This window comes from Chryseolinea lacunae (assembly GCF_016735595.1).
Taxonomy (GTDB): domain Bacteria; phylum Bacteroidota; class Bacteroidia; order Cytophagales; family Cyclobacteriaceae; genus Chryseolinea; species Chryseolinea lacunae.
The window spans coordinates 204,490-220,138 of record NZ_JAERRB010000003.1; the positions used below are offsets into that span (position 1 = coordinate 204,490).

Genomic DNA, 15,649 nt, shown 5'->3' on the forward strand with positions numbered 1-15,649 from the left:
GCCTTTCCAAAAATTTGATATTCAGATAAAGCCATCACCTCATGTCGAGCATTCACCTTCCTGACTTCCGAACTTCAAAACTTTCTGAATTCAAAACGGTTGGGTTTTCCACTACACAAACGCCTAAGCAACTCGGCTATCATTTTCCCGCAGAGTTTGCACCGCACACCTCCACCTGGTTGAGCTGGCCGCACAAGGAAGCGTCGTGGCCCGGAAAAATTGAAACGATCTATCCCCTCTATGCGCAATTCATCAGTCGTGTGGCCGAAGGCGAAATCGTGAACATCAACGTGGTAGACGAGGCCATGAAGGCGAAGGCATTGCGCTTTGTTGAAGCTGCCGGTGGCAACCTGGCAAACATCAAATTTCATTTGCACCCCACCAACGATGCGTGGTGCCGCGACCACGGCCCTGCATTTCTCATCAACCCTAAAGCAGAACAAAAGAAAATAATTGTCGACTGGGGATACAATGCCTGGGGCGACAAATATCCTCCCTACGATCTGGACGACCAGATTCCCACATGCATCGCGCAACTGTTAAACTTACCACTCGTCTATCCCGGCATTGTCATGGAAGGCGGCTCGGTAGATTTCAACGGCAAGGGCACGGTGCTCACCACCACATCGTGTTTGCTCAATCCCAACCGAAACCCATCGTTCACACAAAAAGATATTGAAGAGTTTCTCTATCAGTTCTACGGTGTTGAAAACATTCTCTGGCTCGGCGACGGCATTGTGGGCGACGACACCGACGGGCACATCGACGACATCACGCGCTTTGTGAATGCGGATACGGTGGTGACCGTAGTGGAGTCGAACAAGCAAGACGATAACTACGAGCCGCTGCACGAAAATCTGAAAACACTAAAAACACTGCGCCTCGAAAACGGCAAACCTCTCAACATTGTGGAGCTGCCCATGCCTTCGCCCATCATTTATGAAGACATGCGCCTGCCCGCTTCGTATGCCAACTTCTACATCAGCAATGCCTACGTGGTGGTGCCCACTTTCCGCGATGCCAACGACGACAAGGCGCTGCGCATCATCGAGCAATGTTTCCCCGATCGCAAAGTGATTGGCTTGGATTCGCTTGATATTATTTGGGGACTGGGGTCATTCCACTGCCTCAGCCAGCAGGAGCCTGCCGTTTAGGCGAACGTGTGAAACGCCGTGGGGGTTAAGCAATGTTGTAGCGGCACGTCGAGCGCGTTCACGTCGTCGATGCGCTCTACGGGTTCGAAAAATGAAATGCCAACGGTCTTGCAATCGGGCCGGCACGTAGCCAGAAATTTGTCGTAGAATCCCTTTCCGTATCCCACGCGTTGACCACGCTCGTCGCACGCCAGCAACGGCACCAGCACCATGTCTATTTTCTCAGACGCTGCAGGAACACCCTGTTTTGGTTCGGGGATATCCCATTTGTTTTTCTCGATCTGATGAAGCCCTTCAAAGAAAATATTCTCTAAGGTTCCGGATGAAGCTTCTATGCGGGGAACCACCAGCCTCACATGCGGAAACTCACGACGAATGCGATCCACAATGATCCAGGTGTCGGGCTCCTTGTTTTTCTGCAGCGGCAAAAAGGTGTGCAGCACGTTGATGAACGACAGGTCGACGTTGAAGAAAAAGTTTTGGTAGAGCTGAAAGTTCAGCTGTGCATAGTCGGCCTCCGTGAGGGCCTGGCGTTTTTGGAGATACAGTTTCCGGAGCGCGTCTTTGGTCATGTTTCAAAGATAGCAGGCCGGCCGATGTCAACCCAATGTTTAGTCGGTATAGGAAAGAATGTTGAAACGATAGTCGAGCGGGTCGAATGTTTTGAGCAGGTGCGAAATGAACTGCGGGTCGCGCTGATGGAAGTTTAAAAAATTGTCGGTGCGCTCCTGCAAGCTGCCATTGGGAAAGAGCGCGTCTTTCACCGCTTCGATCTGCCTCAGCTTGTCGCTGTGCTGGCGTTTCTCGGCGCGCAACAGCTTTCGTTCAATTTTCTCGAGGCTATTGAGGGCTCGCTTTCCTTCGGCGGCCACAAAAGGCTCCAGTGTTTTGTCTATCGATTCGGCTCGTGCCTTCAGGGCAGCGAACAACTCATTCACTGCCGTGCGCTCCTGCCCTACCGTAAGGTTGCGTTCGGAGTTCGACAGCACCCAATGATTGAAGATGTAGTTCTTTTCTTCGAAGAGATCTTTCAGCTGTAGCGATGTCTTCGAAAACTTGCGCGCCGTTTCGTGATCCATCACCATCCCGAAATTGCGGGGCATGACCATGGGGAATGGTGTTTTAAAATGATCGAACACCGCTTTCAACTGAAGCCAATAGATGACCTCGGCCGGTCCGCCCACATACGACACGTTGGGCAAAATCATTTCCTGATACAACGGACGAAGAATAACGTTGGGGCTAAACTTCTCAGGTTCTTCATCGATCATCTTTTCAATTTCCGTCTGTGAAAAAGACAGCGTGCTGTCTACCACCACAAAACGATCGCCCTGCTTTTCGATGCGACTGCGAATGCCGTCGGCCAGGTAGAAGAAATTTATGTCGCGACAAAAGATCTGTGTCTTATAGCCAAGCGCTTCAATGGCTGCGTTGGTGACGTCTACCAGTTTTTTGGGTGCATGTTGCAGCACGTCTTCGCGAATCACATTTTTGAAAAGTGATTTCAACGACCGGTCGTCGCCATCAATCACCACCAGGCCTTCGTTTGCAAACAACGCGTTCACATAGTGACGCACTGCGGCGCTGAGTGTTTTGTTTTTTGAGTATGCTTCTCTGAAAACTTTTGTCTCACCCGAAATTTCGTTGGCAATAGCCTCCAACCCTTTTGTGTTGAAGCGGCCCACCGCTCCGCTCTGCTCGGTTTCCCAAACAATTTTTTTTCCGTAGAGCTTGAAGTATTTTATCTCTTCATAGTCATGATCTTCCGACGCCATCCAATATACCGGTACAAAATCGTAGTCCGGATAACGCGCCTTCAATTGCCGGCACGTGTTGATGACCGTCACAATCTTGAAGATGAAATACAACGGGCCGGTGAAGATGTTGAGCTGATGGCCGGTGGTGACGGAGAATGTGTTTGCGTTTTTCAGCCGCTCGATGTTCGCATCCACCTCAGGCGACACGGCAAGCTTTCCGTATTGTATGCGCAGCGCATTCACCAACACCTCGCGATGCGGCGACGGAAACGAAGATTTTTTTTCTTCGATCTGCGCCTGAAACTGATCCAGCTGCGGGAAGCGATTATAGAACGGCTTGAGGGTATCTTTTTGATGCAGGTAGTCGAGGAAGAAGTTGCTGAACGCGCGCGTTTCAGCCAAGGAAACCTTATCAAGCTGCATGGTGTGGGCAAAAGTTGGTGGGACTCTTAAAAACCATAATCCGAATAACGGCAATTTATGGATTAGGTTTAGGATTTTACAGGCGTTGGTGGAAGCGCATCGCCGGTCAAATCAAACTCTGTGGCCGAAGTCACTTTCACGTTCACAAAATCTCCTAATCGCAGGTAATCGCCCGGGCTCTCAATGATCACCTCGTTGTCAACTTCGGGCGAATCGAACTCTGTGCGTCCCACAAAATTTCCACCTTCCTTGCGGTCGACCAACACCTTAAACGTCTTGCCGATCTTCTGTGTGTTCAGGTCGAGCGAAATGCCTTCCTGCAATTCCATCACCGCTTCAAGACGTTGCTGTTTCACTTCAGCCGGCACATCGTCGGGCAAACTGTAGGCGTGAGTGTTTTCTTCGTGCGAGTAGGAGAACACCCCAAGGCGATCGAAGCGCGACTTCTCCACGAAGTCCATCATCTCTTCAAAATCTTTCTCGCTTTCGGTGGGGTGGCCTGCAATCATGGTGGTGCGTATGGCAATGCCCGGCACTTTTTCGCGTAGCGTGTTCAACAACGCTTCTGTCTTATCGCGGGTGGTGCCACGGCGCATCACTTGCAGCATTCGGCTGGACGCGTGTTGCAGGGGTATGTCGATGTATTTGCAGATGTTGCTGCGTTCGGCCATCACATCCAGCGCATCCATGGGAAAGCCCGTAGGGAAGGCGTAGTGAAGGCGTATCCATTCGATGCCTTCAACATCGGAAAGATTGCGCAGCAGGTCGGCGAGGTTTCTTTTCTTGTAGAGATCAAGGCCATAGTAGGTCGAGTCTTGTGCGATGAGCAGCAATTCTTTTGTGCCGTTTTTGGCAAGATTTTTTGCTTCCAGCACCAGCTCTTCCATGGGGCGCGATATGTGGCCACCGCGCATGATGGGGATGGCACAGAACGAACAGGGTCGGTCGCAGCCTTCGCTGATTTTGAGGTATGCATAATGACTTGGGTTGGTCAATATGCGCTCGCCCACCAGCTCCTGCTTATAGTTTGCTTTAAACACCTTGAGCATGCGCGACAGGTCGCGTGTGCCAAACCAGGCATCCACTTCGGGAATTTCTTTTTCGAGGTCGTCTTTGTAGCGCTGCGACAGGCAGCCCGTCACGTATACTTTGTCGACAATGCCCTCTTCCTTGGCATCGACATAGCGCAAAATGGTGTCGATAGACTCCTGCTTGGCGTTGTCGATGAAGCCGCAGGTGTTGATGACCACCACGCTGGCATCGTCGTCTTTCGATTCGTGCACGGCGTCGATGCCGTTGCCCCGCAGCTGGGTTAATAAGACTTCGGAGTCAACCAGGTTTTTGGAGCAACCCAGGGTGACGATGTTTACTTTGGTATTCTTGTTTCCCTTCGTTTTCAATGTCGTACGCTTCTCTATTTGGACTGCAAAAATACTAAAAATTAACGGGCACGGAATTTGGGCTTTGGGGCGTTAACTTATCTTTACAGCCGGATCCATAACCATGAATAAAGTCGCCTGGTTCATTTTTTTAGCGTTAGCAGCCTTTTCTTGCCTGGATCAGCCCGATTGCTTTCGGTTAGACAATAGCGAATACGGCATAAAATTCAGGGTTATCGGCTATGGCTCCAGCAGCGACACCCTGGCCAGCATCGTGATTGATGGAACCGGCATCGTATACGCGGCCGATACGGTGCCCGTCACCAATGCCATCGCGCTTCCCCTTAGCCCCGCCCGCCAGGAACTTTCCTACACGTTCACCTGGAAAAACGGTAAAGTCGACAGGCTTCATTTAGGCTATAAGGCGCAGATCCAATTTGTGTCGCAAGAATGTGGTCAGCGCTATGTGTTCACCGACCTCACCGTGCTTGAAACCACTTTCGATTCCACCCACGTTTTCAACGCCAAGCCCGTGCAGCCCGTAGACGTGAACATCGAAATTTTCCGCTGCGCCAAGCCCGATCATATTGGCGTGAACTTTAAGAAATTGCTCACCCAAATCGGCACCACCACCACAACGCGCGACAGCCTGGCGCCCATCAAGGCAGTAACGGCTTTCTTCCGTGGTCCCAACGGTTTGGTCCCTCAATCTGTATACCTTCCCAACGACACGCTGAAAGAAGTTTTTCTTCCGCTAAGTGCCGACCACGACACGGCACGTTATGAATTTGATTTCGGATCGGTGAAGAAAAACCTGGTCATGATCTATCGTCGCGAACTGAAAACATCGCTCATCCAATCCTGTGGACGATACACCGTGTTTGCCGGACTGAAAGTGGGAAAAACAGTAGATTGGGATTCTACCATTGTTAAAACAAAAATTCTGAAAACCGTCACCAACGATCCAGCCATACTCAACCTTGAAGTCAATCTATAACATAGCGCTCCTGGTGGCCCTGGCCCTTCCCGCATTCGGTCAAAAAAAAGCGGAGAAGGACACCGTGACCGTGAAGCCCAGCTTTGTGCCCACCGGCGTGCGCATCGGCACCGACGTGATTGCGCTGGCCAAGACTTCATACGACAAGACTTTCAATGGCTGGGAGATGAACGCCGACGTGGATTTTAATCGTTACTATTTTGCCGTCGACGTTGGCTCGTGGGGACGTAAGTATGCGGCCGATTCGGCAAACTATTCAAACACCGGACGCTATTTTCGTGTGGGTGCCGATGTGAATTTTCTGAAGAAAGATCCCGACAAAAACATGTTCTTCCTCGGCTTGCGCTATGGCAACGCCACGTTCTCAGAAAACATGTCGGTGATCCGACACGATCAGCAATGGGGAAACCTGAGCGGGTCATACGAAAACAATAACATTCGTGCCCACTGGCTCGAACTCACCACCGGCCTTCGCGTGAAAATGTGGAAGATGATCTGGATGGGCTACACGGCCCGCTTCAAGTTTGGCCTGGGCACCAGCAGCACACCCGTGATGTTGCCACACGATGTGCCCGGCTATGGGCGCACGGATAAAACGTCTTACTGGGGTTTCAACTACCAGATCTTTGTGCGCATTCCCGTGCGCAAATCACCCGCTGTTCCGGCGGAAAAGTGAGTCGACAAATTCGGTTTTGTTAAACGGCTGGAGGTCGTCGACTTTTTCGCCGACGCCAATGTATTTCACGGGAATTTTAAATTCGTCTGAGATGCCAATCACAACCCCACCCTTGGCGGTGCCATCGAGTTTGGTGATGGCGAGGGCCGTCACTTCGGTGGCTTTTGTAAATTCTTTTGCCTGGATCATGGCGTTCTGACCTGTGCTTCCATCAAGCACCAGCAACACTTCGTGGGGTGCATCGGGAATCACTTTCTGCATCACACGTTTAATTTTGGTGAGCTCGGCCATGAGGTTCACTTTCGTGTGAAGTCTTCCGGCAGTATCCACAATGATGATATCTGCATTTTGATCGACGCCTTCTTTCACGGCGTCAAAGGCCACGGCCGAAGGATCGGTGTTCATGCCTCTCGACACCACGGGCACGCCTACACGCTCGCCCCACAATTTTAATTGATCAACCGCGGCAGCGCGGAACGTATCGGCGGCGCCAAGCACCACGCGTTTGCCTTTCTTCTTGAACTGGGCCGAGAGCTTGCCAATGGTGGTGGTCTTGCCCACACCATTCACGCCCACCACCATAATCACATAGGGTTTCTTGTCGGCAGGCGTATCGAAATCCGCCACATCGTCTGCGTTATTTTCTGATAGCAGCGAAGCGATTTCTTCTTTCAGGATGCGATCGAGCTCGGAGGTGCCCAGATATTTGTCGCGGGCCACGCGGGCCTGGATGCGCTCAATGATTTTTAGTGTGGTGGTGACGCCCACATCGGAAGAGACGAGAATCTCTTCCAGGTTGTCGAGCACTTCGTCGTCTACAGTAGCTTTGCCCACAAGGGCCTTGCCCAACTTGCCAAAGAAGCTTTCTTTTGATTTCTCGAGGCCTTTATTGAGCGATTCTTTTTTATCGGAAGAGAACAGGTTGCCGAATAATGCCATAGCGGAGGAGGGATTGTTTTAAACAAAAAAAGTCCCGCGAGGGGACTTCTTGATTTCTTACAGAATCGAACTACTTCTTGGCCAGAATTTCTTTCACCAAGTCAGCGGCTACGATTTCTTCTTTGAAGGTGTAAGCGCCAGTCTTTTCAGACTTCACTGCACGGATCACTTTAGCATAGCTTTTGCCGTCCGTTTTCTTGAGGGATGCAACTACTTTCTTTGCCATGGTTATTTAATTTCTTTGTGAACTGTATATTTTTTCAGCACGGGGTTGTATTTGCGCAACTCCAAACGCTCCGTGGTATTCTTACGGTTCTTGGTGGTGATATGGCGGCTCATGCCCGGCATGCCCGTAGCTCTGTGCTCTGTGCACTCTAAAATCACCTGGATCCTGTTACCTTTCTTTGCCATGATTCTTTATGTTTTTAATTACAACACGAGGTTGCCATTAGCTTTTGCTTCCTTAAGTACTGCTGTGATACCATATTTTGAAATGGTCTTGATCGCTTTGGTAGACACTTTCAGTGTTACCCACTTATCCTCTTCAGGAATGTAGAAGCGTTTCTTTTGAAGGTTCGGTAAGAATCTTCTCTTGGTCTTATTGTTCGCGTGCGAAACGTTATTACCAACCTGAGGTCTTTTTCCAGTTATTTGACAAACTCGTGCCATATCCGCTTTGTTTAATTATACCCCTCCTAAAAAGGGACTGCAAATATCGATAAAACCGTCTTAATATTCCAAAGCTCGCTGCAAATAATCAGCAATTCCTTTAAAAAAGCCTGAAAATGAGCCATTCCGGCTCCAAATCCACGAAATTACCGACCGTCAAATCGGTGTCTTTTAGCTCTTCAGGGGGCGTGCGCGGTGGTGACACCCACCCCTTTGCAGCCCGCGGCCACGCCCGCCAGCGAATCTTGAACACCACGCAGTGCTTCGGATCGAAGCCCAGGGCCTCCGCCGACTTCAGGTGCAAAGGTGAGCGATCGGCCTAATAAACCACCAGACGGCTCACAAATGATTTGTTGTTCTCGGTGAAGCGGATAATGTAAACCCCCGACGCCATGCTACCCAGCCGATAGGTGAACTCTTCGCCACCCGGCACCCGGATGCGATCGGTGACGCGGTGACCCAGGCTCGAAAAAATCTGCATCTCCACACTGCGGTCGGCCTTGACGGTGATGGCCGAATTGCGCAGCGTTGGATTGGGATAGACGCTGATGACGGGATTCTCCGGCAACGACTCGCCGCCGTCGTGACGCAACAGGAATAGCCCTCCCAGCGCATTGCCAATCACCACGCTTGGCTTGGTGGTGTTATATAGATTAACTGGTGCCGTCCAGATGCGGCCTCCAAAATTCCGGTTCTCATATTTATCAGCGTCGGCCAACAGGGCGTTGTAGGTGATGTCCCTGATGATGTTCACGGCCAATTTCGTTTGATAGACCGTACGGAAATCGCTGATGATGCCAATGTGTCCATCCTGGTCGCCGATGAGCAGGTCCGATTTTCCGTCGGCATCCAGATCGGCCACCGAGGTCGACAGGTTTTGCCGCAGCACTGTGGAGCTGAGTCCCAGAAACGCGTTGGTCACCATTGTGAAGCTGTTCACCTGTCCGTTGTTTTTCCAATACTCCAGCGAGCCGTTGCTCTTTCCCACCAGCAAGTCGCCAAAACCATCCTGGTTCACATCCACCACGGTGATGTTCTCCGATTGAAAAATGGTAAAGCCTGTGTTCTGAACCGGTTGCCCTCCAAAATCAACACCCAGCCCTGTCTTGTTCGACACATAATATAAAGCTGTGCTGCCCTGAAGCGTTGTGGCGGTGAACACCAGATCGGTTTTTTTGTCGGCGTCGAAGTCGGCAAATTGAATCTTGAGGTTATAGATCGACAGCGCCGAAAAGCCAAACATGTCGTCGTTGGCCAACGTGAATTCGGGTTGGCTGGCGGTGCCTGTGTTTTTATATAGCTTCACCGTGGCAAACACACTGCCCGGATCCGATGTGTTCTGACTCACAAACAAATCGTAGTCGCCGTCGGCATCATAGTCGAAAAATGCGGGAACAGAATTATCGCCCACGTCGACCATGCGGTCCTGCAAAAAGTTGTCCTGCGAAAAGGTGAACACCGGTGCGGCCGATGTGCCTGTGTTTTTATAAAACCAGTTCGAATGGCTGAGGTCGCTGTTCAGGTAAAGTTTTGCAAAGATGTTGGGGATGGACACAATATCTTTCCGCCCGTCGAAGTCCAGGTCTTCATAAAACGCCGCCGGATACACAAGAAAGCTGATGGGCTTTAGTTGTGGAAAGGTAGACGACGTTGTGATGACGGGCGCATCGAGCGTGCCCGTGTTGGAAAGCAGATACAGGTTGCTGCAGGTGGCCTCCGAAAACAGCATGTCGAGTGTAGCATCACCGTTGACATCCATCACCAACAGGCTTTTGCCTCCAGCGTGCTCGGGTCTGCCACCAGTGATGGGCGGACATGGATCGCCGTTGAAGGCGAATGTGCCACACGAACACTCCGTCACACCACCCCACTTCTGCGTTTGTCTTTCAAACACCAGCGAGTCGCATCGGCCATAGCGCTCCTGGCTAAAATTTTTGTGATACTCCACGGTGCCGTCGCCCACAAAGCGAACGTCGAACAAATCGAGATCGCCATCGCCATCGGCATCGAGCAGCGAGGGCAGGTCGTCGAATTGCAACTGCACGTTGATGAGTCCTGAAAATCCTTTTGAAAGCAACACCTGGCTTTTGGTGCCGCCCGGGCCGCTATAAAACAGAAATTGTTTCCACGACGGTGTTTGTCCCGATGCCGTGGTGTTTGTAAAAACTTTGATGCCCAGAATGTCGCCGGTGAAAATATCTTTCTGTCCGTCGCAGTTGAAGTCGCGCAGCAGGAGCCAGTTGGTGATCTCGGCAGGAAAAAACGATTCATACTGCGGCGCGGCAACGTAGGTGTTGTCGCGATTCAAAAAGGTGATGACGCGGTCGGCCATACGATCGAACAACACAAGGTCGTCTTTGCCGTCGTGGTCCAGGTCCATCGTGTTGTATTGCGCCGCGTTCAATCCGCCCACCCAGGGCATGTTCACGGCTGTGCCGTCGCTGTTTTTCACGGGCACATCGGCCACCATCTCGTAGGTGAATTGCGCCTGTAGCGAAACGGGAAGAAGCAACAGGAGAAGTCGGAGTAGGTTGGTCATCAAAAAATATTTTTCTGTATCCTTAACGCAGCCCGGAGCCACCTGTTATCTTTCCCGCAAGATACTTTTCCAGCCCCACAATCCCTACCCGCCTGGGATGACCGGCAGACTAAGTTTCGCGACGAATTTTACCTTTGACACACATGACCATCGAAAAGTTGTACACACTATACCGTGAATCGGGGCAGGTCTCGACCGACACCCGGAAGATTGCCCGGGGATCGATCTTTTTTGCGCTGAAAGGCGACCGCTTCAACGCCAACACCTTCGCGCAGCAAGCCCTCGACGCGGGCGCCTCACACGTGGTGCTCGACGACGCGGCCTATGCCGTTGACGGGCGATGCATTGTTGTGGAGAATGTTTTGGAAACCCTGCAGAAACTGGCGCGCCATCACCGCGACCAACTGACCATTCCCGTGATCGGGCTCACCGGGTCCAACGGCAAGACCACCAGCAAAGAATTGCTCAACGCCGTGCTCAGCAAAAAATTTAAGACCTATGCCACCCTCGGCAACCTCAACAACCACATCGGTGTGCCGCTCACGCTGTTGGCCATCGATGCCTCGGTGCAACTGGCGGTTGTTGAAATGGGTGCCAATCATGTGGGTGAAATTGCGTTGCTCTGTTCCATAGCCAATCCTACGCACGGATTCATCACCAACATTGGCCGTGCACACATCGGCACGTTTGGGGGATACGAAAATATTATCCGCGCCAAGTCCGAATTGTATCAGCACCTCATCACCACAAACGGCACGGTGTTTATCAATTCCAAAAATGAAATTCTCGCCAACATGGCCAAGCGTTTCAAAAGCCCGGTGTTCTATCCGGCAGCGGGCGACTACTATCACGCCGAACTTGTTGATGCCGATCCCTTCGTGAAAATTCAGGCGGAAAACGGCGACACCGTGTTGACGCATCTGATCGGTGGCTACAATTTTGAAAACATCGCCGCGGCGCTTTGCATCGGAAAACATTTTGGCGTGCCCGAAGCCCAGGCCAACCAGGCCGTGGCCGACTATCAGCCCGGCAACATGCGCTCGCAGATGATCAAGAAAGAAACCAACACGGTGATTCTCGATGCCTACAACGCCAACCCCAGCTCTATGCAAGCCGCCATCGAAAACCTGGCGGCCATGAATGCCGAAAAAAAAGTTGCCATTTTGGGCGACATGTTCGAGCTGGAAGAAGAAGCCGAAAAAGAACACAGGCTCGTGGGACGCTTGCTGAAAGAAAACAAGTTCGACAAAGTCTACCTCTGCGGGGCGCTCATGAAATCGGCAAAAGAAGAATACCCGGAGGCCATCCTTTTTGAAAACAAAACGTTGTTAATGGACGAACTGAAAAACAGACCCCTCAACAACGCCACCGTGCTCGTGAAAGCGTCGCGCGGCGTGGGCCTGGAAACCGTAGTGGAATTTCTGTAAGTCAAAACCGGTTTGATCATTATTCATCCATAAAAAAGAAAAGTCGTCATGGCGTTTGAAGCAACATTGAAATTTCTGAAAGACATCCGCAAAAACAACAACCGCGAGTGGTTCGAAAAGAAAAAGCCACACTACCTCGAGTTGAAAGCCGACTTCGACGTGTTTGTGGCCGAACTGCTCAACGCCATAATTCCCTACGACGCTTCCCTGCAGGGACTTGATCCAAAAAAACTGAGCTTCCGCATCTATCGCGATGTGCGCTTCAGCAAAGACAAAACGCCTTATAAAACCAACATGAGTGTGGCCCTGTCGTCAACAGGCAAAGGCATGGGCACACCGGGATATTATTTTCAGCTGGAGCCCGGCAACAAGAGCTTTGTGGCCGTGGGTCTGTTTCAACCCATTCCCGAAAACCTGGCCAAGATCCGCCAGGAGATTGACTACACCGGCGAAACGCTGGGCAAAATTGTGAACGACAAAAAATTTAAATCGGTCTTCGGAAAATTCTGGGATGAAGACGCGCTCAAGACCGTGCCCAAAGGCTACGCCAAAGACCACCCGCACATTGAATGGCTGAAACTGAAAAGTTTTATCGTGACCCACGAGTTCACCGACAGCGAAGTGCTCGACAAAAAGTTTTTGAAAAAGCTGGTCGACACCATGCGCGCAGCCAAGCCGTTGAACGACTATTTGAAAGAAGCTATTTCGTAACGTCTAGTTATCCCAGTCGAAGTATTCGTCTTTTTCCAACTCCACTTCCTTCTTCTTTTTGGTGCCTTTGTTTTTGAAGGCGTCCTTCAGTTCCTGTACTTCCTTTTTCAGATCGGTGGCGATCTTTTTGCGCACGGCTTCGGTGTCGTAGGCAATGCGGTAGTCGTCGGTGGTGCCGGTGATTTTCAGAAAGAGTTTGCTCTGGCCTGAGCCGTCTTCCTCGAGGGCGGCGCGGGCTTCGGCCGAGTTGATGCTGCGGTCGTTGCGCAAGGGCGCGATGATGTGATACTCGATGTGTTGATCGAACGTGTGTGTGCCGCTCACCTTAATGGACGTCACGTTGGTGCGCACTTCCATCTGGGGAATGTAGATGGTTTTGTTTTCGATGTGAATGTCGTTTTTGATGTCGGAGAACCGCAGCTTGCTGAGGCCTTCGTCGTTCAGAAAACGGTTCAGCTTTTTCATGGGCTCGAAATTATTCAGCTCACCGTTCTTGATCGTGGCCGTGATGTCGCTGATGAGCGTTTCGTTGAAGAGCTTCAGGTTTTGATTCAGCGTCATCTCCAGGTTCACGTCGGCATACGTACGGCCTTTCAGGTGTTTGTCCTGAATAAAATCCTGGTCAAAGTTTTCAAACACGTAGAACACGCTGTCAACATAAATGCCCTCAAACTTGGCGTTGCTCACCACGTCGATGGCTTTGGGATTATGAGCGTCTACGATGCCGGCCAGCGTCATGTCGCCGCCCATGGCATGCAGTGTGATTTTGCGGGCCACCGCCATTTCGTTTTTCACCAACAGGTCGCCTTTGATGTTCTCGGCATGAAAACGCTTGTAGCGCAGGCCCTTCACATCGCAATTGAAATTGAGGTTGATGTTTCGCGAAATGCCAAACTCGTATTGCTGATTTTTGCCCGCATGCGGTTTCCCAAAGCCGATGGCAAACAGCTGATCCACGTCCAGGAAATTAGACTTGAGGTCGGTCTCGATGCCGATGGGTTGATTTTCGAACAGCAGGAACGTGACGATGTTTTTGAAGAACCCGTTGAACGTGAAATCGCTGTTGCCCATGAAACCCGACACGTTGCTCAACGCCAGGTCGTTGTTGCTGAACTGCAGGTTGCCCATGAGGCTGCGCAGTTTTATTTTCTCTTCGCCATAGGTGAGGCCGATGTTCTGAAGATCGATGGTGCCCTGTGTAGACACCTGTTGCGCCGTTGCCCGCTTCTTCAACAACGCCACCCGCCCTTTGAACGACACATCCACAAGCAAGGCCCCCGACACGTCGGTGAGGTTTTCGATGGGATAAAAATTAAGCACCGATGCCGCATCCACGCGACCTTTGAAGTCGCTGATCACTTCGGGATTTTCAAAGTCGTGCAAAATGAAATTCGCCGCAAAGGATTCGCCGTTCAGTTTGCCGTTGATGTTTTTCAACACCAGAGAAGCGCGGCTCACGTCCAGCACTTCCGGCGACGCAAACGAACCGTCGAGGCTGGCGTCTTCAATGCGCGACTTGTAGTCGGGATGAAACACGGTGGCGTTTTTGAAACCGAAGTCAATGGAGATGCCCGGGCTGCGACGGTTGCCGATTTCGCCTTTCAGCTTCGCGTTGAAATAAACATCGCCCGAGCTTTTATATTTTTCCAGTTTCTTCGAGGCCGTGCCGGGCACAAGCGACAACAAGGTTTGGATGTCGGTGTCCTTGCCCTTCACCACCAGGTCGATGTAGTTCTTCTTTTTCCAGGAATACGTGCCACTCACATCGAAGCCCGCGTTGCTAAGATTCAATAGCGACGGTTTGATGGTAAGTATTTTTTGAACGTCGTCGTAGGTTAGCTGGCTCTCCACATCAAACACTCTCCCTGCCAGAAATGACGTTCGGTTCACTTCGATTTTCTCGGTCGTCAAATCGCCGGCGGCGTCGATGTTATAGATGTCGCTTGCCGTGTGGATGGAGGCCACCAGGGCTTTGCTAAAAAACGAAAGGCGCTGTTCGGACCGGTTGTCTGTATAATGAACGCGGGTGTTTTTGAGGTTCACGTTTTTGAGCTCGAAGGTGATGCTGCCCTTTGTTGCTCCCCCTCCGTCGCCCTTCGCGATCGTGTAGTTATTGACGCCCTTGTCGTCTATTTTCAGGTTGGTTTCGCTGTCGGAAATCTGGAGGCCTTTTATCGCATAGTTTTCGTTCCAGACGTCGACCAGGCTCAGTTGGAAGGAGATTTCGCGGGCTGTGAGGAGCGGGTATTGGCCGGGTTGGCTATCTTCCACATACACGTCGTGCATCACAATGGAAAGCCTGGGGAAGTTCTGCCACACCGAAATGTCGATTTTTCCAACTTTCACGGGGGTGCTCAGCTGCTTGTTGGCTTCGCGAATGAACTGGTTGATGATCTTATCCTTGAATAAAAACACGGATACCGTGAGCGACACCACCAGAACACCCACTGCCAAGGCCAGGTACAAAAGGATTTTCCGGAAGGTTTTCAAAAGCTTAAAAAATGGTTAGGCAAAAATACGAGACAAATTTCAAACCAAGGGTTCAAAAAAGGCCGATGGGCGGTGTTTTTGAGGCGGATATTTGTTGAATGAGCGGAAAATCCCTGTTCTGAGCCACTGGACCACGAAAAGGCAGCAATTTTTTTACAGATCTCGCAAAGTTTTTTGCACAAATAAAAATCTCTACTACATTTGCAGTCCCAAAACGATGGGGCGAACACAAAATTAAGGGAGCTTAGCTCAGCTGGTTCAGAGCATCTGCCTTACAAGCAGAGGGTCGGGGGTTCGAACCCCTCAGCTCCCACATCTAGAAGCCGCTTACGGAAACGTGAGCGGCTTTTTCGTTTTGAGTCATCCTGAAAATGCACGTAGCATTCACGCTCGACATCTCACAAACCGCTGGCTATCCAATACAGTTTGTTCATAATTGCTCAATGCATTTGTGGCTAAATTTCCACGCCCACATAAACCTCTCGCAT

14 protein-coding genes and 1 tRNA gene are annotated in these 15,649 nt (G+C 51.1%); 6 read left to right on the forward strand and 9 right to left on the reverse strand.

The annotated features are described in order from the left end of the window. Positions 1-41: 41 nt before the first annotated feature. On the forward strand, positions 42-1,154 hold the full coding sequence (locus tag JI741_RS09990; protein ID WP_202008928.1) for an agmatine deiminase family protein: 1,113 nt from the start codon (positions 42-44) through the stop codon (positions 1,152-1,154). On the opposite strand, the gene JI741_RS09995 is transcribed toward JI741_RS09990, so the two are convergent. The 3 genes from JI741_RS09995 to rimO all read right to left on the reverse strand — a co-directional run bounded on the left by JI741_RS09995 (position 1,151) and on the right by rimO (position 4,734). Continuing rightward, complete coding sequence (locus tag JI741_RS09995; RefSeq protein ID WP_202008929.1) at positions 1,151-1,726, reverse strand: 5-formyltetrahydrofolate cyclo-ligase; 576 nt, start codon at positions 1,724-1,726, stop codon at positions 1,151-1,153. The two genes, JI741_RS09990 and JI741_RS09995, sit on opposite strands and share 4 nt — an antisense overlap. Positions 1,727-1,765: 39 nt before the next feature. Next, positions 1,766-3,334, reverse strand: coding sequence for a bacillithiol biosynthesis cysteine-adding enzyme BshC (bshC, locus tag JI741_RS10000; RefSeq protein ID WP_202008930.1), 1,569 nt, complete (start codon positions 3,332-3,334; stop codon positions 1,766-1,768). A 68-nt stretch (positions 3,335-3,402) separates the two neighbouring features. Next, on the reverse strand, positions 3,403-4,734 hold the full coding sequence (gene rimO, locus JI741_RS10005; protein WP_202008931.1) for a 30S ribosomal protein S12 methylthiotransferase RimO: 1,332 nt from the start codon (positions 4,732-4,734) through the stop codon (positions 3,403-3,405). Between the two features lie 103 nt (positions 4,735-4,837). Between rimO and JI741_RS10010 the strand changes: the two genes are divergently transcribed. After that, complete coding sequence (locus JI741_RS10010; RefSeq protein ID WP_202008932.1) at positions 4,838-5,710, forward strand: DUF6452 family protein; 873 nt, start codon at positions 4,838-4,840, stop codon at positions 5,708-5,710. Continuing rightward, positions 5,694-6,386 (forward strand): DUF6048 family protein, encoded by a 693-nt coding sequence (locus JI741_RS10015; RefSeq protein WP_202008933.1) that lies wholly within the window; start codon positions 5,694-5,696, stop codon positions 6,384-6,386. Before JI741_RS10010 ends, JI741_RS10015 begins: the two co-directional genes overlap by 17 nt. Here the strand turns inward: JI741_RS10015 and ftsY are convergent. From ftsY to JI741_RS10040, 5 genes are all read right to left on the reverse strand, one after another. Then, positions 6,360-7,325 (reverse strand): signal recognition particle-docking protein FtsY, encoded by a 966-nt coding sequence (ftsY, locus tag JI741_RS10020; protein WP_202008934.1) that lies wholly within the window; start codon positions 7,323-7,325, stop codon positions 6,360-6,362. The genes JI741_RS10015 and ftsY overlap by 27 nt on opposite strands. A 70-nt stretch (positions 7,326-7,395) precedes the next feature. Further along, entirely contained in the window at positions 7,396-7,551 is a 156-nt protein-coding gene (locus tag JI741_RS10025) for a DUF4295 domain-containing protein (protein WP_202008935.1), read from the reverse strand. A 2-nt stretch (positions 7,552-7,553) separates the two neighbouring features. Beyond that, entirely contained in the window at positions 7,554-7,736 is a 183-nt protein-coding gene (rpmG, locus tag JI741_RS10030) for a 50S ribosomal protein L33 (RefSeq protein WP_073134561.1), read from the reverse strand. An 18-nt stretch (positions 7,737-7,754) separates the two neighbouring features. Continuing rightward, positions 7,755-7,994, reverse strand: a complete 240-nt coding sequence (gene rpmB, locus JI741_RS10035) for a 50S ribosomal protein L28 (RefSeq protein WP_202008936.1) — start codon at positions 7,992-7,994, stop codon at positions 7,755-7,757. Positions 7,995-8,313: 319 nt separating this feature from the next. Continuing rightward, positions 8,314-10,533 carry an FG-GAP-like repeat-containing protein gene (locus JI741_RS10040; RefSeq protein ID WP_202008937.1) on the reverse strand — a complete coding sequence of 740 codons (2,220 nt, stop codon included), beginning with the start codon at positions 10,531-10,533 and terminating at the stop codon, positions 8,314-8,316. Between the two features lie 143 nt (positions 10,534-10,676). On the opposite strand from JI741_RS10040, the gene JI741_RS10045 reads away from it, so the two are divergent. After that, positions 10,677-11,960 (forward strand): UDP-N-acetylmuramoyl-tripeptide--D-alanyl-D-alanine ligase, encoded by a 1,284-nt coding sequence (locus JI741_RS10045; protein ID WP_202008938.1) that lies wholly within the window; start codon positions 10,677-10,679, stop codon positions 11,958-11,960. 48 nt (positions 11,961-12,008) lie between these two features. Then, positions 12,009-12,671: a DUF2461 domain-containing protein gene (locus JI741_RS10050; protein ID WP_202008939.1), complete on the forward strand. Its 663-nt coding sequence runs from the start codon at positions 12,009-12,011 to the stop codon at positions 12,669-12,671. A 3-nt stretch (positions 12,672-12,674) separates the two neighbouring features. Here JI741_RS10050 and JI741_RS10055 read toward each other — a convergent pair whose 3' ends face one another. Continuing rightward, on the reverse strand, positions 12,675-15,161 hold the full coding sequence (locus JI741_RS10055) for an AsmA family protein (protein ID WP_236675985.1): 2,487 nt from the start codon (positions 15,159-15,161) through the stop codon (positions 12,675-12,677). Between the two features lie 238 nt (positions 15,162-15,399). On the opposite strand from JI741_RS10055, the gene JI741_RS10060 reads away from it, so the two are divergent. Continuing rightward, positions 15,400-15,474 (forward strand) — tRNA-Val (locus JI741_RS10060). Positions 15,475-15,649: the final 175 nt, after the last annotated feature.